Source organism: Paenibacillus sp. p3-SID867 (assembly GCF_025142895.1).
Classification (GTDB): Bacteria; Bacillota; Bacilli; order Paenibacillales; family Paenibacillaceae; genus Paenibacillus_AQ.
Genome location: NZ_JAMBDM010000016.1, coordinates 52686 through 73620 on the forward strand (window position 1 = coordinate 52686; position 20935 = coordinate 73620).

At 50.4% G+C, this 20935-nt stretch carries 18 protein-coding genes and 1 pseudogene; 3 read left to right on the forward strand and 16 right to left on the reverse strand.

The window, feature by feature from the left end; all coding sequences use genetic code 11:
* Positions 1–31 precede the first annotated feature (31 nt).
* From M4D81_RS26605 to M4D81_RS26615, 3 genes are all read right to left on the reverse strand, one after another.
* On the reverse strand, positions 32–931 hold the full coding sequence (locus tag M4D81_RS26605; protein ID WP_194539970.1) for a carbohydrate ABC transporter permease: 900 nt from the start codon (positions 929–931) through the stop codon (positions 32–34).
* A gap of 27 nt (positions 932–958) precedes the next feature.
* Positions 959–1936, reverse strand: coding sequence for an ABC transporter permease (locus tag M4D81_RS26610; RefSeq protein WP_071218835.1), 978 nt, complete (start codon positions 1934–1936; stop codon positions 959–961).
* A 344-nt stretch (positions 1937–2280) separates the two neighbouring features.
* Complete coding sequence (locus M4D81_RS26615) at positions 2281–4368, reverse strand: molybdopterin-containing oxidoreductase family protein (RefSeq protein WP_260068615.1); 2088 nt, start codon at positions 4366–4368, stop codon at positions 2281–2283.
* A 257-nt stretch (positions 4369–4625) separates the two neighbouring features.
* Between M4D81_RS26615 and M4D81_RS34880 the strand changes: the two are divergent.
* Positions 4626–4810 (forward strand): annotated as a pseudogene (locus M4D81_RS34880) (amino acid permease); the annotation flags it as partial.
* Positions 4811–4959: 149 nt separating this feature from the next.
* Here the strand turns inward: M4D81_RS34880 and M4D81_RS26620 are convergent.
* From M4D81_RS26620 to M4D81_RS26645, 6 genes are all read right to left on the reverse strand, one after another.
* Entirely contained in the window at positions 4960–5820 is an 861-nt protein-coding gene (locus M4D81_RS26620) for a formate/nitrite transporter family protein (protein WP_071218833.1), read from the reverse strand.
* A 432-nt stretch (positions 5821–6252) separates the two neighbouring features.
* Positions 6253–7500: an MFS transporter gene (locus M4D81_RS26625; protein ID WP_260068616.1), complete on the reverse strand. Its 1248-nt coding sequence runs from the start codon at positions 7498–7500 to the stop codon at positions 6253–6255.
* A 108-nt stretch (positions 7501–7608) separates the two neighbouring features.
* Positions 7609–8202, reverse strand: coding sequence for a TetR/AcrR family transcriptional regulator (locus M4D81_RS26630; RefSeq protein ID WP_260068617.1), 594 nt, complete (start codon positions 8200–8202; stop codon positions 7609–7611).
* 248 nt (positions 8203–8450) lie between these two features.
* Positions 8451–9044, reverse strand: coding sequence for a DUF4352 domain-containing protein (locus M4D81_RS26635; protein ID WP_260068618.1), 594 nt, complete (start codon positions 9042–9044; stop codon positions 8451–8453).
* A gap of 127 nt (positions 9045–9171) precedes the next feature.
* Positions 9172–10533: an FAD-dependent oxidoreductase gene (locus tag M4D81_RS26640; RefSeq protein WP_220687274.1), complete on the reverse strand. Its 1362-nt coding sequence runs from the start codon at positions 10531–10533 to the stop codon at positions 9172–9174.
* A gap of 489 nt (positions 10534–11022) precedes the next feature.
* Positions 11023–11502 (reverse strand): glutathione peroxidase, encoded by a 480-nt coding sequence (locus M4D81_RS26645; RefSeq protein ID WP_260068619.1) that lies wholly within the window; start codon positions 11500–11502, stop codon positions 11023–11025.
* Between the two features lie 288 nt (positions 11503–11790).
* Between M4D81_RS26645 and M4D81_RS26650 the strand changes: the two genes are divergently transcribed.
* A complete protein-coding gene (locus tag M4D81_RS26650) occupies positions 11791–12327 on the forward strand; it encodes a hypothetical protein (protein WP_260068620.1) in 537 nt (178 codons plus the stop codon).
* 24 nt (positions 12328–12351) lie between these two features.
* Here the strand turns inward: M4D81_RS26650 and M4D81_RS26655 are convergent, their stop codons facing one another.
* From M4D81_RS26655 to M4D81_RS26665, 3 genes are all read right to left on the reverse strand, one after another.
* Positions 12352–13569: a hypothetical protein gene (locus tag M4D81_RS26655; protein ID WP_260068621.1), complete on the reverse strand. Its 1218-nt coding sequence runs from the start codon at positions 13567–13569 to the stop codon at positions 12352–12354.
* Between the two features lie 699 nt (positions 13570–14268).
* Positions 14269–14619 (reverse strand): DUF3243 domain-containing protein, encoded by a 351-nt coding sequence (locus M4D81_RS26660; RefSeq protein ID WP_071218826.1) that lies wholly within the window; start codon positions 14617–14619, stop codon positions 14269–14271.
* 95 nt (positions 14620–14714) lie between these two features.
* Positions 14715–16409 (reverse strand): DEAD/DEAH box helicase, encoded by a 1695-nt coding sequence (locus M4D81_RS26665; RefSeq protein ID WP_260068622.1) that lies wholly within the window; start codon positions 16407–16409, stop codon positions 14715–14717.
* Between the two features lie 194 nt (positions 16410–16603).
* Here M4D81_RS26665 and M4D81_RS26670 point away from each other — a divergent pair, with 194 nt between their 5' ends.
* Positions 16604–17170 (forward strand): hypothetical protein, encoded by a 567-nt coding sequence (locus tag M4D81_RS26670; RefSeq protein ID WP_216534364.1) that lies wholly within the window; start codon positions 16604–16606, stop codon positions 17168–17170.
* Here M4D81_RS26670 and M4D81_RS26675 read toward each other — a convergent pair.
* The 4 genes from M4D81_RS26675 to M4D81_RS34740 form a co-directional block, all read right to left on the reverse strand.
* Positions 17167–18837 (reverse strand): ABC1 kinase family protein, encoded by a 1671-nt coding sequence (locus tag M4D81_RS26675; protein WP_071218824.1) that lies wholly within the window; start codon positions 18835–18837, stop codon positions 17167–17169. The genes M4D81_RS26670 and M4D81_RS26675 overlap by 4 nt on opposite strands.
* Positions 18838–19155: a phasin family protein gene (locus tag M4D81_RS26680; protein WP_071218823.1), complete on the reverse strand. Its 318-nt coding sequence runs from the start codon at positions 19153–19155 to the stop codon at positions 18838–18840.
* Between the two features lie 276 nt (positions 19156–19431).
* Positions 19432–20097, reverse strand: a complete 666-nt coding sequence (locus M4D81_RS26685; RefSeq protein ID WP_260068623.1) for a PepSY domain-containing protein — start codon at positions 20095–20097, stop codon at positions 19432–19434.
* Positions 20098–20218: 121 nt separating this feature from the next.
* Positions 20219–20899: a PepSY domain-containing protein gene (locus M4D81_RS34740; protein WP_311200710.1), complete on the reverse strand. Its 681-nt coding sequence runs from the start codon at positions 20897–20899 to the stop codon at positions 20219–20221.
* Between the last annotated feature and the right edge of the window lie 36 nt (positions 20900–20935).

Consider the following 20935-nt stretch of genomic DNA (forward strand, 5'->3'; position numbering starts at 1 on the left):
TCAAAGCTATTCGCCTTAAACCGTTCGTCAACTACTCCTTCAGCGAGCCTACCAGTACACCTTTGACAAAATACTTTTGCACAAAAGGATAGACAAGAATGATCGGTAAGGTCACCACGATCATCATCGCCATTGTGAGCGATTTTGAAGTGATTTGCCTTGCTTGATCCAGTAGGGCAACCGAAGCGCTATCGAGCACGGAGCTTGAACCCGATACAATATTGGCATTCAAGGTCTGCCGCAGAATCGTCTGAATGGGGAGCAAATGATCACTGGTGATGTAGATACTCGGCAGAAACCAGTCATTCCAATGGCCCACGGCGGTCAACAAAGCCAGCGTGGCGATAACCGGTCCGGACAATGGGAGAATAATCCGAAAGAATGTGCCCCAATTGCTGCAGCCGTCAATATGGGCTGACTCTTCCAGCCCTACGGGAAGACCTCGAAAGAAGGTCCGAAAAATGATCATGTTCCACACACTGATTAAGGATGGAATAATAAATACCAGAAAGCTGTCCATCAGACCGAGTGAACGGATAAGGAGATACGTTGGAATCAACCCTCCACCAAAGTAGAGGGTGAATATAAAGAACAATGTGTAATATTTTCGTCCGATCAGATAAGTTCGGGTCATCCCGAATGCGAGAAGCGCTGTCATGAATATGGAGGTTGCGGTGCCGATTACGGTACGGCTTATGGATATGAAGAACCCGTTAAGCAGTCGGTCGTCCTGGAGTATGATTTTATAATTTTCGGTTGTGAATTCTCTTGGCCAGAAGGTGACTCCACCCTTTGCGGTATCGACACCTACGTTGAAGGAAACAGCCACCGCATTCCAGAAAGGATAGAGTGCCGAGAAGGCTAATAAACTGAGGAACACGTAAATCACGATAAGCATGACCTTATCACCAAAGCTAATTCTTTTTAACATGCCGTACCTCCTGAGGGCTGCTGATTGTTACCATAAGCTATTACCAGATCTTCGAGCCAGATAGTTCGCGATCGTAAGCAGTCCAACACTGATAATCGCCTTGAACAATCCGATAGCAACCGCATAAGAATAACGGTGTGACCCTAGGCCTACTCGATAGACATACGTATCAATAACATCGGATACCGGCCGCAGCACCGGATTGGATGCCAGGAGCAAGATGTCCTCAAAGCCTGCATTGAGCAAGTTGCCGATCGCAAGAATCATAAAGATAATGATGACCGGCATAATCGAAGGAATCGTAATCAGGTAGATTTGCTTGGACTTGCTTGCACCGTCGATGTCGGCAGCCTCATAGAGAGCAGGATCAATACTCGCAATCGCAGCCAGGAATACAATCGAGTTAAATCCGATCTCCTTCCATACGTTGGCCGAAATCAGGATCGACCAAAAATACTCCTTTAACGAAAGGAAATTGATCGGTTCATCAATGGCCCCTATGCTCTCCAGCAGAATGTTGATGCTTCCGTTCTCCGTTGATAGCAAGGCGGTGGTGAACCCTGCCACAATAACCCATGATAGGAAATGAGGCAGATATGTAATCGTCTGGATGACTCTTTTGAATAACATATGGCGAACTTCATTCAATAAAAGTGCCAGTACAATCGGTGCTGGAAATCCGATAAAGAATTTCAATAAACTGATCACAATCGTGTTGCGCAAAATCCTTTCAAACTCGGGGGCGGCAAAAAAAGCTTCAAAATGTTTAAAACCAACCCACGGGTTATCCCAAATTCTCGAGCCGGTGAACAGGTTATAATCCATAAATCCGGTTATTACGCCGTACATAGGCAGATAGGCAAAAATGAAAACTAGAATGACGCCGGGTATCACCATGAGCTGAACATCCCATTGCTTCATGAATCGCCTAAGAAAATTTTTACTATGGACTTTTGGCTGCCGGGCAATGGGCGATGGTTGCTGTTCTGCAGTAGCTTGCGGCATAAGTTATCCTCCCGTTACGAAATGATGTAAAAGCATGCCGGGTCTCTGAATATTTACCGTTTTCGAAACCGCTTGCAATTGACTTAGTATCATTCTACCTATGGAAATATTTTGAATCTATATAATAAAACCCCGATTTTTTATACTTCTACCGGAATGTTTCACCCTTTCCAGCCAACAAAAAAACGTCTATCGACGCTTCCTCAATAGACAGACGCATTTAGCGGAAGTTTCTCTTCCGAGATAAGGGGTTACTAAGCCTCGGATGTTTATACTTTCTTATCTCTAAAAAAAAGACTGCCTTGAGGTCATATAGACCCGCAAGACAGTCAATGTATTCATCTTTATGCACCGGTTATTTTAGTACTGACCTCGACCACCGTTGAGAAGAAGGTAGCCCCTTCGCCCATATCCGACAGCCTGTCGGGTGTAAGGGCATTGGCACGCTGTTTGCGGCCCTCGCCTTCCCACCACAGGCCTTGGCTGACAACGGTGCCCGGCAGCATTTTATCCGTTACCTTGGCCCGAACTTCATAGGTTCCGCGGTCGTTGTATACCGTAACCATGTCTCCGTCCTCTATACCGCGTTCCTCTGCATCCTCCGGATGGATCTGCAGGGTTGGCTCCTTCTCCAGCTTCTGATGCTTCTCCACATTCGCAAAGGTCGAATTCAGGAAGTTGTGGTTCGGCGGCGAAATGAACATAAGCGGGTATTTGTGCCCGCGGCCGCGCCTTACACCGTCATAACCTTCCTTGAGCGGAACGTAGGTCGGAAGAGGCGGAAGACCTGCTTCCTCCAACTGCGCGGAGTAAAGCTCGATCCGGCCCGAAGGCGTCGGCAAACGATCCAGATATGTTTCAAGCGGCGTCATATCAAGCTTCACATAGCGGTGTTCCTTTAGCTTGTCCAGCGTGACGCCGTTCAGATAAGGGTTATCCGGGAAGTCGAGCGCTCTTGCCATCATCTCCTCTTCCGTCTCATGGAAGGCCGGGTCAGTGAACCCCATAGCCCGCCCCAGTAGGGAGAACAGCTCTACATTGCTCTTGCTCTCCCCAAGCGCCGGGATGACCGGCTCCTGCAGCTGAATGTACTGATGCCAGTAGGAAGCGAACAGATCCGTATTCTCAAACGAGGAGGTTGCCGGGAGCACGATATCCGCATACTTGGCTGTATCCGTCATAAACAGGTCGTGCACGACGGTAAACAGATCCTCCCGTGCAAATCCTTCCCGCACCCGCTCGGTGTCAGGAGCAACAACCAGCGGATTACTGCAATAGACAAACACGGACTTAATCGGCTGCTCGGTCATCGCAAGCGCTTGGCCGATCCGGTTCATGTTAATCGTCCGTGCATCCGGATTCGGCCGGAGATCGGGACGTTCCAGCGCATCGCTGTCCATGCTGTTGTACCCGCCGTTCGACTTGGCAGCCCCTCCGCCCCGCTTCAGCCATTGTCCGGTCAAGGCCGGAAGCGCGGCGATGCTGCGCACCGTCAAGCCGCCATTGTCGTGATGCTGAAGACCGTTACCGATATGAATATAGGAAGTATCTGCCCGGCCGTAAAGCTCGGCCAGCTTCTCAATATCCTCTGTCGGGATGCCGGTAATGGAGGATACATACTCCGGCGTGTATTCTTTGACATGCTCGCGCAATTCTTCATGTCCAAGCGTATAGTTCCGGAGAAACTCCTCATTCACCATGCCGTCACGGAACATAATGTGCATGAGGCCGACGGCCAGTGCCGCATCCGTGCCCGGAAACAACGGAATGAACCAATCCGACCACTGCCCTGTCTGGTTCTTGTGAACATCAATGACAATGACCTTGGCACCGGACTTGCGCGCTTTCTCTGCGAGCACCACCTGGTGCATATTGGTGCTGACGATGTTGCCGCCCCAGACGATAATAACATCGGCCAGAACGGTATCCTCCGGGATGGTGCCTCCATTAAACCCCATAACGGATTTCCAACCCTCATTGCCTGCCGAATTACAGATCGACTGCTTCAGGCGGCTGGCACCCAGCCTGTTGAAGAATCTCCGGTCCATGCCGTCCACGCTCAATATGCCCATGTTGCCGTAGAAGCTGTAAGGCAGTATGCTCTCAGAGCCGTGCTCCTCGATCAGCTTCTTGTAGCGTTCAGCAATCTCCTGAACCGCTTCATCCCAACTGATTCGCTCGAAAGCTCCCTGACCTTTGGGCCCTACCCTCCGCAGCGGATATAACACGCGCTCCGGATGATACACGCGATGCGCCATATTACGGACTTTATTACAGATGGCTCCCTGCGTAATCGGATGATCCGGATTACCGGTAACCTTCACGATTTTTCCGTTCTCTTTATGCAGCAGCAGGCCGCAAGTATCGGGACAGTCCAACGGACAGACCGCCGGAAACACGCCGTTTTCCTGATGAATCATCGCTTGAGTCATTTCGTCTATTCCCCCTTGTACACGCTGAATCATATCCCTTTATCTTAAAAGAAAATCAGGGCTCCAGTAAAGTCTTACATTTTTTTCTGCATCGGTGATTCACTCTACTTCCTTCCGGGTATATTCCTATCAAGAGCAACGAAGAGGAACCCAGACCCTTTCTCTTCCTTGCCAAATCATGGACCACTCCCAAAAATTCGCCATGCCCATGTCTCCTCCCCCGAGACCGGCATGGCGAATTTGTTTTATATGGCATTATCCATACCGTACAGCGGAAGGCAGGCGAATCCGACTACCAGGTTCCGTGATCATCCCGCAGTTCATCCCCAAGAAGGGCTGGCATAACTTCCTGCACAATCAATCCAGCTTGCTCATCCGTGCACATTTGCTATATCGGAGAGACGTGATTATTACGACTGTGCCTTACCATTTAAAAAAATAGCGGGCTTTTCCTTTTGCGTCTTATACAAAGAGTCCGCTCCGCCAACAAGAAAAAAGCTGCGATCATCCGACCCTATCCCTAAGGGAGCGGTCGATCGCAGCTTTTTTCTCTGTCTTTGATTACCATGCTTCGGGATAATAAGAAACACTCTACGCAGAATGAACCTGTTGAGCAGTGGCGGTAGCCGGAGCGGAAGGCAGCGCAGCATCTTGTTCGCCGCGTGGAATGACCTCAACCTTATCATTCTTCTTCAAATATACGGTCCCGTAAGCAGCCCCCACAAACAGCGCGCCTCCGACGAAATTGCCAAGCCAAACCGGAATGAAATTTATGAAATACTCACCCCAGCTGTAATACCCTTCAAATATCGCGGCCGGAATGAGGAACATGTTGGCCACCACGTGCTGAAAGCCGATGGCTACAAACGCCATCGTCGGAAACCAGATCCCGAGAATTTTGCCACTCATCTGGTCCGATCCGTAGGACAGCCACACGGCGAGCGCTACGAGCCAGTTGCAGCCGATACCCGACAAGAAAGCCTGCAGGAAGCTGTCGTCCAGCTTGTGTCCCGCCATATCCACCAGCTTCTCCAGATAAACGCCGCTGCCTGTCAGACCGGTCACATGACCGAAGAAGTAAGCGACGAACAACGCCCCCGCCATATTGCTTACCGTGACGAGAGCCAAATTCCGTATCATCTCCTTCGTGGAAATCCGCTTCTTGAATCTGGCCAGGGACACGGCCATCATGTTGCCCGTCAGCAGCTCTCCGCCTGCGAGCAATACAAGAATCAGTCCGACAGGGAATATCGCCGCGCCTATAAAACCGGCAATGCCTCCCCAAGCCTCGGACGCCCCGGCAATCACGCGAATATCCAGCAAAAAGCCGAGCGCGATAAAAGCACCCGCCAAAAATCCTAATATCGTTACGTTCATGACGGAGTTATGTGCTTTTTTCACCCCGTTCTCCACGGTGATCTCCGCAATGCGATCAGGCTTGTTATAGGCCATGGCCGTTCCCCCATTTCTCCCGCATTCCGTCCTGAAATCTCTCGAATGCAGCTTCTGATGTTTCTGTCACAGTTACAGTTACAGTTACAGTTACAGTTACAGTTACAGTTACAGTTACAGTTACAGTTACAGTTACCCATATTGTACCGCAGCCGCCAGAGCAAGAACGTGAATTATATCACGACCTTGTGCGTCAGGATCGGACAGCCTTGTGTTCTGGCTGCCCTGATCACGTTTAAGATCAATCATTCGCTCAATTCGAGCCAGCGGTACATATAAAAATAGCGGTGCCAGGAAATAATTCCGACACCGCTTGGTTGGTGCTTTTACCAGCCCTCTTGTTCTAAACCAGCAAGCTTATACCAGCTTACAAGAAACAAGTTCTAAACCCAGCCTATGCCAGTTTACCAGCAACATGTTCTAACCACTATCCTACGCCTCGACGGCAGCCTCTACCCCAACAGGCGTTTCCTTTTCCTGAGCCTGAACGTTCGAGATCGGAAGCTTCATACTAATCAAGGACGACAGCAGGAAGAGCGCACCTGCCGTAAAATACACGACCACAATGGAGGTTGCCGACATATACCATCCCGTAAACCCGGAGCCAATGAGCAGCATGCCGGTAAACAACGGCGTCATCACGCCATTCAGCCGACCGATGAATTTCTCTTCCACCTGCTGCATCATCACGGCCATCAGAACCGTCTGCGCCATCGCCATCAGCACCCCAGTTGCGAAGCGCATCGTGCCGGTCAGGATCGGCCACTGAGACAGCACCTCGACAAAGGTCGAGAGGCCAAGGAAGGCAAGCCCGGCGAACAACAAGTAGTTGCCTTTCACTCTCCCCGCAATGACAGCAGCCAGGACGCCGCCAATTAACATACCTAGGCCCTCTAGCGCGGTGAACCACTGAACGCTGGACATTGCCAACTGTAAACGCTCCGTGATGACAAAGATATCAAGCGGCTGAACAAGTCCGCTGCCGAGCGCCAATAAAACATAGACCACCAGCAGCACCTTCAACAGCCGGCTGGACCCGATATAAGTGAAGCCCGCCTTCATGTCCTTCATAAAAGAACCGGTCGATTCCGAATTGTTAGAGGGTTCATCCACACTGGAAGGAAGACACATTAGCACGATCGCCGAAGCGCCGAATAGAACCAACAAGCTGATTAAAGACGCCTGCAATCCAAAAGCTTGATAAATCGTCGTACCGACCATCGGTCCCAAAATGATAAACAGCGACATCGAGGTCTGGGACAAAGCCGTGGCCGCGGGCACATGCTCAGCCGGCAAGCAGCGCTTGATGAGCTTCATGGACGATGGCTGCGAGAATTGTGATACAACAGCCGAAACCAGGGTCACCGCAAACACGGCCTGCCAATATCCCGCATACACAACGAACAGGATAAGCAATATGGATAAAAAGCTGAGAATGTCCCCCCAGATCATCGTTCGCTTGGGACGCCAACGGTCCGCCAGCACGCCGCCAATCATGGAGATCACAAAGATCGGCGCGTATTCAATTACGGTAAGCAGCGATACGGCAACCGGATCATGGTTGCTCTTCTCCATAATGAAGAACAACAATGCCATGTTGCGGATCCAGATCCCGATATTTTGCATGAAATCCGAAACCATCAGCAGCACAAACGCGCGGTTGCCAAACAAATGCCTCATGTTTTATCCCCCTAGTTAAAACCGACTATTCGGTTTAAATATATTTATGCGGAAAACGCCCCCGCTTGCAAATCGAGAAGAAGCGTTTCCAATAAATCCTCCGGTTCACTACGATCCTCGGCTCGATAACACACCGTTTAAAAAATAAGTGACCCCCTTGCGATACAGCTGCCTTGATTCCTCCTGGGACCGTTCAAAGTGCGACACCGACATCCCATCGAGCAGCGATGCAAATATGATGGATATTTCCTCTACATCCTCTGCAGGTATTCGCCCTTCGCTTACTCCTTCCGCTAAAATCTCGCGGTAGAGCGTGCGCGGACCTTGCAGGATGGCCAGCAACTCGCCCAAAATCGTCTTATTCTCCGGCTGATTGATATAGAATTCCTCCGCAATCTTGGTCAGCGGATTCTGGAAGTCGTCGACCATATGATCGGCAATGCCGTACAGCTTCTCCTCGAAACTGGCGTAACGGGCTTTTTGATCGTCCCAGGCTTCCATCCATTCCTGATTCTGCTTCGCCAGCAGCTTGACGAACAAATCTTCCTTGCTCTCAAAGTGATAGTAGATGCTTCCCTTACTGGCACCCGTATACTTGACCAGTTCATCCATGGATGTTGCCGCATACCCGCGCTGGATGAACAGTTCCTTCGCTTTATCCAGAATCATGTCGCGTTTTCGCTGCGCTTTTTCTGAAGACATCGATGTAAGCACTCCTTGCTTGGAAATAATAGTCCGGAATTCACGTACCAAAACCTGATTCTCTTAATAAAAATGAATCTGTGAAGATGATGAACACCGCTCACAGATAAAAAACCGACTGTACGGTTTAATCATACTGAAAACATTCCCGCATGTAAAGCAGCGTCTTCACAATCACATAGAAAAAAGGACCTTGCCTCAGCAAAATCCTTTCATCATTCGTACATCCCGAAACCAATATTATTTTTTTATTCCACTGCCCAAATGGCTCTTCCTTCTTTCATCGGATCGCCATAACTCAGTTGCAGTCCCTTAACCCCCTGCTTCACTTCGTACGGTATTTCACCTGTCAGCTCGCCGCCTGGGGCAACGGTGCCGTCCAGCATTTTCACGTCATCCGTAATGGGAACCGTATAGTTAAGATCGCTCGAATCCGTCAGGGAAAAAGACAGCGCGGAAGAGATGACCAGCGGCTCCTGGCCATTGTTCTTCACGGTAATGTCAACCACCTTAAATGTATGGCCGGGCTGGGGCTTCAAATATTCATCACCCTCGGATTCACGTACGCCGTTCAGCGTAATGACCGTGCCGTGATAATCCACCGTATCGCCCACTGCGGCAGGTTCGCCGATCGGCTTCACCTCTGCGTTGTCGGCCGGTTGGTCTTCACCTTGGGGTTCTGCAGGCGGCTGTTCTTCAGACGTTCCCGTCTGACCTGTCCCCCCACTGTCCACAACAGCCGGCGGAGTCTCTGCAGGCGGATCAGCCTGATCATTGGAACAAGCGGCCGTCAGCAGCATGGAGAACAATGCAACTGAGGCCAACATTACTTTTTTATTCATACTTTATCCTACCTCCTGAAAGTCGAAATCTACATGTCCGGATATTTTCCAATTCGCTGTCAAAATCCATAATCCTTCAAAAACAAGAAAAAGACCCCCAAATCAGGGAGTCTTCTTGGTGAATCAATTACGAATGTACCGGTGTTTTTGTTTCGACCGCCGGCAATGCCTGCAGTCCAGCCGTGTTAAGGAAATTCCACGGTTTATTGTAATGCGGCTGGAAGAAGAAGTCGATGAAGGCCAATTGATCAATCGTCATCCGATTCTGTATGCATACCGACAGCGTGTTAATGGATTGCGTCATATCCACTTTGGAAATGACCTGTGCACCAAGCATCCGACGGCTGTCTTGCTCATATACCACCTTCAGCGTAACCTCTTCGAAGGTAGGCATGAATTCCGGACGGTAATGATCCGTAATGGTGACCGTCTCCACCTTCAAGCCTTCGTCCTTGGCGGCTCCTTCGGTTAATCCCGTCGAGGCAATGTTGTGTTCGTATATTTTCAATCCCGACGTACCTTGCGTTCCCATATAAGGGGTTGTCGGCGACACAAGATTGCGTGCAACGAGCGTACCCATCCGGACTGCGTTAGTAGCCAGTGGAATGTACATCATTTTACCGGTCGGGTTATAGTGCACGGAGCAGCAATCGCCTGCTGCATATACATCCTGCTTGCTGCTTTGCATATATTGGTCCACGACGATGGCACCATTTTTCAGCATATCCACCTGCCCCTTCACCAGCTCCGTATTCGGACGGAAGCCGATGCAGAGGATCACGAGATCCGTGTCGATCTCACCTTTGTCGGTGATGACCTTGTTCACCTTGCCATCCTTGCCTTGGAAAGAAGTCACAGTCTGGCCCAGAGCCATCTCAATCCCTTTTTCACGGAAGGATTCCTCGATCTTGCCGCTAAATTCCGGATCCAGATATTTGTTCAGAATGCGGTCGGCACTATCAATCAGGGTAACCTGCTTGCCGTTCTGTTGGAAGGCTTCAACCAGTTCTACGCCGATATAACCGGCGCCGACAACCGTAATGTGTTTCGCTTCCTGCGCTTTTTCAATGATCGCATTGGAATGATTGTAGTTTTTGCAGAGCAGAATATTATTCAGATCGATGCCTTCAAGCTTCGGTACGATTGGCCATGATCCGGTTGTGATAATCAGTTTGTCATAGGCATCATCAAAAATTTCTTCTGTAACCAGGTTCCGAACTTTCAAGCTTTTCTTATCCGTATCCACCGAAATGATCTCATGCTTCATCTTGGTTTCAACACCCAGCTCGTCGAGCTTCTGAGGCGAAGAGTAGAACAGACCGTCAGGGTCTTTTACAACGCCTCCAACGTAAAGCGCGATGCCGCAAGACAGGAATGAGATGTTATCATTGCGTTCATAAACGGTGATCTGTGCTTCCGGGTAAAGTTTGGCGGTATTCACGATGGCGGACGTTCCTGCATGGGTACAACCGATAACTGCTACTTTCATGGTTTTTCCTCCTCCAAGTGTGAAGCTGTATATTTGATTAAGATGAGCTCTTTTGCCTGGATTCATGCTTGGTAACGCTTGTTGAGCATGAATGCGGTGACTGGTAATATTATTTGTGAATTTTTTCACTTCATGCCTTTATTATAATGTGATTAATTTCACAGTTCAATAGACAATCGCATTATTCACACATTGTTCATAATTTCACATAGTTGGAATGATAAAAGATGTTGACCTAAAGAGCATGATGCTCTCAGGCCAATACCCAAGGGTAAACCAAGAATACAGGTTCCGTATCAGGGTAAGCTATTAAGAGTCCAGCCTCATGAAATTCAAGCATTCACCCTCTCCTATACGTTCTGCCTTGGAGGATCTTGCTTCGACTGTTCTAACGGAATGTGCCATGAAAAATCCAAAAAACAGGACTGTTCTCCCAGAGGAATATCCCCGAAGAAAACAGCCCTGTTGATGTAATCGTTACTATCTGCACTAGCCAAGCAGAGATTCAATGGCGCCCTTCATCGATTCCGGCGTATCTCGCGGTTCGAATCGCTGAACCACCTTGCCCTCGCGGTCTACCAGAAACTTTGTGAAATTCCAAGCGATCTCTCCGCCTTCATTCGGTCCTGGCTGCTCTGATTTCAAATATTGAAATAACGGATGCGTATCTTCCCCGTTCACGTCAATCTTCGCAAAGATTGGGAAATTCACGCCATAATTCAATTGACAGAATGATTCGGCCTCTTCACTTGTACCCGGCTCCTGTCCGCCAAACTGATTGCACGGGAAACCAAGAACCTGCAGTCCTTGCTGGCTATATTGGTCATACAGCTGCTGAAGCTCTCCATATTGCGGCGTAAGTCCGCACTGGCTTGCCGTATTTGCAATAATCAGAACCTTGCCCGCATACTGATCGAGCGAGACTTCCTGACCTTTGGTATTTGTTGCATGATATTCGTAAACTGACATCTTCGAATCCCCTCCCGGCTTGTTTTGAATGGATGGCATGCTTCAAGCTCTACAGCCTAGCCAATCTCCTTCCATCATATCGAATAAATGGCTTTAAACCAAATTTCAGTTCCAACGCCTCTACCCCGCTGCCCGCAAATCCATTATGATGAATGTATAACCTCTTCAAACAAAATTTACATAGACTAATACCAGCTGTTTAATCAGCAAGTAAGCAGGGTAATGATTTAAGGTTTGGAGACATATTGCAATATTCTGTATTTCAACAACAGTAAGTGAGGAAAAGAAATGAAACTGTATCCCGAAATGTTTGTATCCCCATGGCATCTCATTGTCATTGTGCTGGCACTGATTGCCTTCATCGGCCTAATCAAAGGGGGTTATGACCGAAAGACCGTGCTCCGCAGCACGGGGTTATCGACGCTGGCCTTCTATTTTATACTGACGATCCCCATTGGTCTTATCACCCAGGAATCCCTTTACAAAGAAGAAACGATGCTGACCGATTTGGATCAAAATTTTGAGGACAAGAAGGCGGGTTCCGAGCTCCAAAGCTTTGAAGACTACATCGTGGTCCATGCTGGCGCCTATAAAAACGAGGATGATGCGGACATTGAGATCTATGCCGGCAACTACCATGAGAGCCAAACATATCATGGTCACATCACCCTTTTCGTGTACGATAAGAACGAAGATGAAGTCTTCACCGAGATGTACAAGAACGTAACCCTGGCCCCTGGCGAGAAGAAAAAGCTCGACACCGCCTTTACGAGCCAACCTATGGAAACCTACAGATACCGATACGAAACGCACCCCCAAATGTGAAGGGTGCGTTTTCTCGTTTTCGTATTAAGTTGACAGATGGTCTCCGGGCTGGATCCCCGGCATCGGCGGCAGATTCTTCGCATCCCGACCTTTGCGCACATGCCGGATGCCCAAATAGAAGAGACCGACCACAGGCAGTGACAGCATGGCTATAGCAAGGAGCATGCTGGACATTTGGTACGAGGGATCCGTTTCGATCTCGGAAAAATCCAAAAACATAAACGATATAAAGGTAATCAACGAGAACATGATGATCTGGAGCCAGCGCATCCATTTCACCAGGAAGAAAAACAGGATCGCGGAGAGTGCAACAAGTAAAATGGGGAATAACGGACGTTCCGGGTCCGCGTTACCCAGCTCTGCCTGGCGTGTCAGCCAATAACCGATAGCGAACTGAACCGGAAAAATCAGCCAAGCCAGCAAACCGGTTCCACGGAAAGCCGATCTTCGCTTTTGCAGCGTCTCTTCGTACTCGAGGAGTTTCATCTCGTATTCCAGCTGATTAAGCTCCTCCTCCGTCAATTCCCGGTCTTCCTCCTCATTTTCCTGTACCAGACGGTCCAGGTAAGGCCGGAATTGCCGTTCCATATTGCCATCAAATTCGGCACGCTCTAAATCCTCGTCCTCGCGAAGCAAAGACGCAACCGATTCATCCCCAAGATCATGAATGATGATAGAAGTCAGATATAAAGGAATGTCCCTTCTGCCGATAACCTCCAGCCACCGGTTGGCCTCCATCGGATCCGTGAAAGGAATGGCCACCGCCCGTTCCGTCTGCCCTTCTCCCGCAACCAGATACATAATCGGCATTAACTCCGCCATAGGCACGGATTCGGTCATTTTGCTCTTCTTATAAGCATAACTGAATTGAAAGATGTATCGACCATAGTATATTTCCTTGATGTCACCGATTCTAAGGCTCCCCTTCAGGGAGTCTTTCGTTTCCGGGTCCCATCTCTCATATTCAATAAAATCTTCGTATAACAAATACTCGTCCAGATGCGTATTGTTCCAGATATGCCCTTTCAGGCTTCTGGACAGACGAATCATCATGAAGATACCGGCGGGTATGGCAACCAGACTCATCCAGGTCCAGACATTGGCCCAGAGGTACAGCAGCATCAAGGGACCCAGTGTCAGCGCCAGGCCAAGCAGTATTCCCAGCACGTGCATTTCAAATGTAATCACCCAATAAAAAGGCTGCATTTTGGGCTTTCTCTGCTCATGAATCACCAGAGACATTCAGGCAACTCCCCCTACTATTCTTTCATTTGTTTCTATGGTCACATGTAACGAAGACATTGGAGATCAAGATGGAGAAGTTCGCAGGATGTACCAAATAGTATGATAGGCCAACGGTAGAGTGTGCGTCCGGCAGTGCGACAAAAGAGCTGTAATTGCAAGTCATGCCGGGCGATGGAGCAGCCCCCCGCGTTCACTCGCAGTCTAACCTAACGGACTCAGGAGACGTTATTTCGCAAAAAATGGGGTTTTAAGCGAATCGAACGGACAGGAGATCCGTTATTTATCTGGAAAGACGATATTTCGGCTGTTTTCAGGCCAAATAACGGCTTTGGTGTCCGCTAGAACGATAAATGGACCTCATAACAGGGAAATAACGTATCTGATGTCCGTTAGCCTCGGCGTTCGGCAGGGTTCTGGCCATCGTCATAGCGATTTCGTAGCACCTGAGTACCATTTCGTTGCACCTGAGTACCATTTCATTGCACCGCACCTCGATATGATACCGAAGGCGGAGGCGAACCAGCACGTCTAGCTTGCATGCATATTATGTATAGAAATTAATATCCACCTCTACATCCCTACATCCTTACATCATTACATCCCTACATCCTTATAAGTATGTTAATTACTACTCTTGAACCCAAAAATCCTTCCGCGGCAAGTCAGCCGGGAAGGATTTCCATCTCACGCTTTGCCTTATTGAGCCGTTCGTTTCTGAGCCAGCTTCACAAGCAGATGAGCCAGCTGATGCTGCTCCGCTTGGGTTCCGACCTTCCATAACTCCTGAAGAAGCTTCTCTTCGGAATTACGAGGCTCCTCGTTTGCAGCCAGATAACCAGCCACCTTTTCTGCTGCCTGCGCCAGCTGCTCTTCATTCAATCCAATGCTCTCGGCAAGCTGAATTCGCTTGTTCAAATAGGATTGGAAGGCATCAAAATCGGCCAGGATTCTCTCCTTCTCCCCATCATCAATCCGGTCCATTGCGTCACTGACCTTACTCACATCCAGCTCACCTTGCTTGTTCACTACATGATTATGTTCAGACATGGTAACGCCTCCTTGTCATTGACTGGGTAACGCTCTCTACTTAAACAGGATCTTCCGGATTGAAACAGATGCTTCCTGAAATTTTTCTGGAACTTCTAGCGGCTGCGTCCACCGCGCCGGCCACCACTCTGGCCTCTTGCAGCACGGCCTTCAGAGGATCGGGTACCGCCCTGTCCGCCGCGACCGCCTTGATTTCCACGCCCCTCGGTTCTGGACGGTCCACGGCTGCTGGCGCCGCGTGTTCCGGCCTGTGATCCACGGCCTTCGCCTGCACGTCCCCCGTCACGACTGCCACTGCTGCGACCTCCAGCCGACAATGGTCCGCGGCCTTCGCCTGCACGCCCGCCGTCACGACTGCCACTGCTGCGGCCTCCAGCCGCAGATTGTCCGCGTCCCTCGTCTACACGGCCGTCACGGTTTCCTGCCCGTCCGGATCCACGTTCATCTCTGCGTGACGATCCGGCCCTTCCTCTGCTCTGCTCGCTGCCGCGGCTCCGCCCTGAACCCGTACCGCGATCCGCTCGGCTTCTGCCTTGGCCGCGTTCCTGATCGGCTTCAAGCGAAGAGATGTTTCTAGCTTTTCCCGGTCTGCCTGTATCTCTGCCTGAGCCGCCCGTGCTTTCCCGAAGGCCTCCAGCACTGGAATCATATCGGACTCGCTTCAAGCGCAGGGAAATTCCTTCCTCTATGCGCTGTAGATCATTAAGATCCTTACCGGCAGCAAACGTGATAGCCATCCCGTTCCCACCGGCCCGTCCGGTCCGTCCGATACGATGGATGTAACTTTCAACATCATGAGGCATATCGTAGTTAAAGACATGCGTCACGCCCTCGACGTCAAGCCCTCTCGCAGCAACGTCCGTTGCGACAAGCAGCTGCAGCTTGGCTTCCCGGAATCGCTTCATGACCGCTTCCCGCTTCGCTTGGGACAGGTCGCCGTGCAGCTCGTCCGATTGATACCCATGGGCCAGCAGCGCTTCATTCAATGTTGATGCTCTGCGCTTTGTCCGGCAGAAGATAATCGCGAGAAAAGGGTTATGCTCCTCAATCATCGCGCGCAGGGCATCCTGCTTGGAACGGTCTGTACACTCGACCACAACCTGCTGGATCTGCTCCAGCGGAATCGGGGAAGCCCCCTTAATGACAATATCGACGGGGTCTTTCATATAGTTGCCGGCAAGCTGCTTCACGCCGGCAGGCATCGTGGCCGAGAAGAGCATCGTCTGGCGCCGATACGGAAGCGCGTGCATCAGTGCCTCCACCTCATCCAGAAAGCCCAGGTGCAGCATCTGGTCGGCTTCGTCCAGTACCAGCTGCTTCACACCACCCAGCTCAAGCGTGCCCCGGCGTAAATGGTCCAGCAATCGGCCCGGTGTTCCGATGATCAAATGTCGGCCGCCTTCGAGCTTGCGCAGCTGTTTCTCCACGTCCTGACCGCCATAGACCGCCAGAATTTTGATCCCGTCCGGCTCGCCGGCCGTCAGCTTCTTGGCTTCTTCCGTAATCTGCAATGCCAATTCCCGTGTCGGCGCAATAATGAGCGCCTGCGGGTACGCCCGCTTCGGATCGAGTTGCTGCAGAATCGGCAGCATGAAAGCCAGCGTTTTACCTGTGCCGGTCTTTGCCCGGGCGATAACGTCCTTTCCTTGCAGCAGCAGCGGGATACTCTCTTGCTGTACCGGAGTCGGCACGGCAATTCCCTGCTCCTTCAGTTTCCGTACTCTTTGTTCGTCAATGCCCAGCTGTTGAAAGTTCGGCAAACGTTCCACCTCATTTAAATTATTTAGCATCTGTTGCGTCAAATCAATTGGATTTAGCAAACAAACATACTTACATATAAGTCCGACAAAATGTCGATAGAATTCGTTTCTAAGAAGAACAAACGTTGTCGTTGTATTTCTTTTCAACTGACAAAAGACCCTGACTTTGGTAATGTCTATGATATAGAAATCCAGTTTACACCAACTAAGGAGGTGTCCCCGATATGCATACCATACAGATCATTCTGTCAGCACTCATCCTGATGATTCTGTTCGGCCTTATCAATCTGATGATGAATTATATTTCAAGACGCGACGGGGAGCCTACCGTACCCTTACGAAAGAAGCTGTGGCTTATCCCGCTGTTGTCGGCCTTTATTATTATACCGTTAGAACTCTTTGCGATGTTATATGCCCGGTGGTTCCCCATATCAGATCCATCCGGATCAGGTGAAATCCTGGCTTACGGCGGTCAAGGCGTATGGCTCGGCTTCTCGCTCACCATCCTGATCGGGTTCCTGATCTTCGAAGGCATCCTTCATCCTTTGGTTATCACCCTGCTAAGGCTGCTGCTTCGCAAGGATACCTCCATCTATATCAAACAGGCGGTTACCGTTGTGACCGACACGGTTTTGCTGTACATAGCGTCTCTGATCGTGCCCGGTATTCCTGTCGGCGGCTGGCTGCAAGCGCTTCTCATTGCCTTATTCTTTCACCTCATAGAATGGATCCTCATCGGAGTCCAGACTTGGGTGCAGCAGCGCAAGCGGGCAAGAGCCGAATCTACCTAGAACCTGCCGGATTTGAAAATGGCATATAACAGCCATGCAACCATGAGCAAGGCCACAATGAATCCGACTTCAATCACGGGGAAACTCCACAGCATCATCGGCTCTCGACTGAGCGACGAACCGATAATCAGACCCACCATGATGATGCTGAAAGCCAGAAGCACAATGCTGAAGGAGAGCCGGTTACTGATCTGATCCAGCTTGCGCATTAGGGTTTGCAGTTCGGGAACACTGATCTCCACCCGCAGTTTCCCCTTGCTGATCAGGGCCGACAGCTGCCTGGCCTGTCCGGGCAGATCAAGCAGGCTCTCGGCAAGTCCGCTTACCCCGTCCAGCACCTTCCTGCTGATCCGGCGGGTATTATACCGCTTCTTTAACAACTTTCGGCCAAAAGGCTCCGCCATATCGATAATACTCAGACTCGGGTCCAGCATCTCGATGACCCCTTCGAGCGTCAGCAATGATTTGCCAAGCAGCGTCATATCCGGTGGCAGCATAATCCGGTGCCGCTGGGCAACGGCAAACAGATCCGTCAGTGCCTTACCGATACGCACTTGAGCGAAAGGGACATCATAATACTCTCCCCGCAGCCGGTCCATGTCTGACCGGAGCGAATCCATGTCGCAATCGTCCGGGATCAAACCCATTCTGGAAACCGCCCGGATCATCCCTTCCGAATTCCGCCGCATCAAGGCAATAATGAGTCCGGACAGATGGTCCTTCATATCTTCGCTGAGATGACCCACCAGCCCAAAATCCAGAAAGACCAGCTTGCCGTCCTCTCTGACAAGTAAATTCCCCGGATGAGGGTCGGCATGAAAAAATCCCTCAATAAATATCTGCTGCAGCATGCCATCGATCAAATGTTCAGCGATCGCCTTCAGATCATGTCCCTTGTCCACGATCTCCTGCCTCCGGCTTAAGGTGAGGCCATCGACATACTCCATCATCAGGACTTTAGATGACGTGTACTCCCAATAAATCCGCGGAATGCGGATATATTCATGCTCAGGCATCTGGGAGGCTATCTTCTCTGCGTTTCGGGCTTCATGGCTGTAATCCAGCTCGGCCATCATCGCTCTGGCAAATTCGTCAACGATCCGGTCCACACGGTACTGCTTCACCCATTCCCAGTGGCGCTCGGCAATCGAGATTAAATCCCGCAATATCTCCAAGTCACGGCCGATCATCCGGGCTACACCGGGCCGCTGAACCTTGATCGCTACATGCTCTCCGGATTTCAGCTTCCCGGCATGGACCTGCCCAATCGAGGCGGCTGCCAGCGGTTTGTCTTCAAACTCACTCAACACTTCATCGATCGGCATACCCCACTCTTGCTCAATCAGCTCCCTTGCGCTCGTAGAAGAAAATGGAGGCACCCGTTCCTGCAGCTTCACCAATTCCTGGATAATATGGTCAGGCAGCAGGTCCGATCTTGTACTCGCCAACTGTCCGAGCTTCACAAAGGCGGGGCCAAGATCCTCTAGCACTCGCCGGATGCGTTCCCCGAGCGTAATCGTCTCCGGCTGTTCCCTGGAACTCCAGCGGACAGGCAGCGACAGAACATGAAACAGTCCCATCTCCTCCACCATATAGCCAAAGCCATGACGCATGAGCGCCATGGCGATTTCCCGGTAACGTCCGGCATGTCGAATTCGGACCGCCATCTATTCCTGCCGCGATCCTTCCAGTTCTACAACCTTCTTCTCCAGAGTAGCAATGCGCTGTTCCAGGCTGGCGACATCACTCTCTTTGGGAACATCCAGATCGGACAATACACGCTGCACCTGTTCATAAATATAGTTCTTGATCTGCGACTGCTCCTCTTCGCCGCGTTCGACGAGACGGTTCACAAGCGCTTTGGACTCCGCAGGAGCAAGCTCCCCGCGTTTGACCAGATCATCCACGATTTTCTCTACTTTTTCCTTGCTGACCACGGTAAGGCCCAATCCTAACGAGATGGCTTTCTTAAAAAGATCACTCACGGTACATCCCTCCCGGTCGTTGTCTGGTTCCATTATAACCTTTAACGCTGGTAAAAACATCTATCCTTGGACTTGCTTTCATAAGTATAGAGAAGCTGCCTTATCAATTTCCCCTGATTTCACATGAAATATGAGGGGAATCCGGAATCGGTTAACAAGAAATTGCATTCCAGCCATGCTTATTATGTAAAATACAATTAAAAAAACGAACAGGCGGGAAAGTAAATGATCCCGCCTGTTCGCTTATGGTGTTATCTCATGCAGTTGAAGAATGGCTTAGTCGTCATCCCCGTCATGATCGTCGCGATCATCATGATCCCCATCGTGATGGTCATCATAGTCATCATCATGGTCGTCATCGTCGTCATCATGGTCGTCGTATTTCTCATACTCTGCCTTGATCACTTTACCGCTGATCGCATGGACTTCTACGTCAGATGATCCGTTTGCCGTCTTCACTTCGACGTCATACACCCATCTGCCGTCATCTTGGTCCAGATCCACTTCCACAGCCGTACCGCCCTTAGCGTGTTTAACTGCGATAGCGGATGCCTTGCCGGCACCGATCAGATTGCCTGGAAGGTTATCACGATCATCATCATCGTCATCCTGGTCGGCTCTTACGCCAAGGGATTTGCCGGTATAGGCATCAATCCATACATCCACGTCCCGGTTATTCTGCTGGATCTCCACATCGTACACCAGCTTGCCCTTTTTTCGGTCTATATCAATGCTCTCCACTTTGCCGCTGGCAGCAGCCAGTGCCAATTGCTCCGCTTTTTCCATTCCGATCAGCTGCTGCTGTTGCTTCGTTGCTGCCTGAGTTCCCGCTGCAGTCGTCTGTCCTGATCCTGCCGCCTGTACAGCGTTATAACCGTATACTCCACTCGCCGCGATAGCTACGGACAGTGCGCCTGCCCACCATATTTTTTTCTTCATCATATTACGCCTCCTCATTCTTCTCTCCTGTTGATCTCTACAAAACCAATATACCGTCTCAACATGAGAGCTTTCGGAGAGAAAGATTAGAAAACGATGAGAAAACGCGGACAAGACCTCTCATTTATTCATCGTCGTCCTCATCATCCCAAGTCACCGTCATGATCTTACCGGTAATGGCATGGACTTGAATGGTCGCTTCACGCCCGTCCGCTCTCTCAATCTCCACCAGATAGTAACGGCTGCTCTTACTCTCGCGATATTCCACATCTTCCACCGTTCCGGGTACCTTGTCTAAAGAAAGCTTGATCGCGTATTCTTTGGTAATCATCGTTGCAGGCGGTTCCGAAGTGCCGCTTCTGTTTCCGCTTTCCCCGCCCGCAGCTCCCTCCGCTGCTCCCTTGCCACCGTTATCCGCTGGCTCGGAAGGAGGAGTGTCTGGATCCGGTTCCGTTGGCTGATCCGGTTCCGTTGGCTGATCCGGCTCCCTTGGCCCAGCCGGTTCAGGATCTGGCTTCACAGCGGTCTTATCCCGCTGCTCTATGGACACGATATCACCTTGACGAGCATCCACCGTCATCTCATATGTTCCGGTACCCGACTGAAGCTCTAAACGATACACCCCGCCGTCCAGCGCGGTCTTCGTTATTTCGCCGCCAGGATATTGGGAGAGCACCTCCTCCACCACTTCATCCATTGACATAGCGGAAGTAGAACGGCTAAAAGGACTCCATACCGCATTCACAATAATCATAATCGCTACCAGCATCACGATACCCAGCAGCAGACTGACTTTTTTACGCATCGAATCACCTCGGATACAATCTGTCTTTACCGTCAG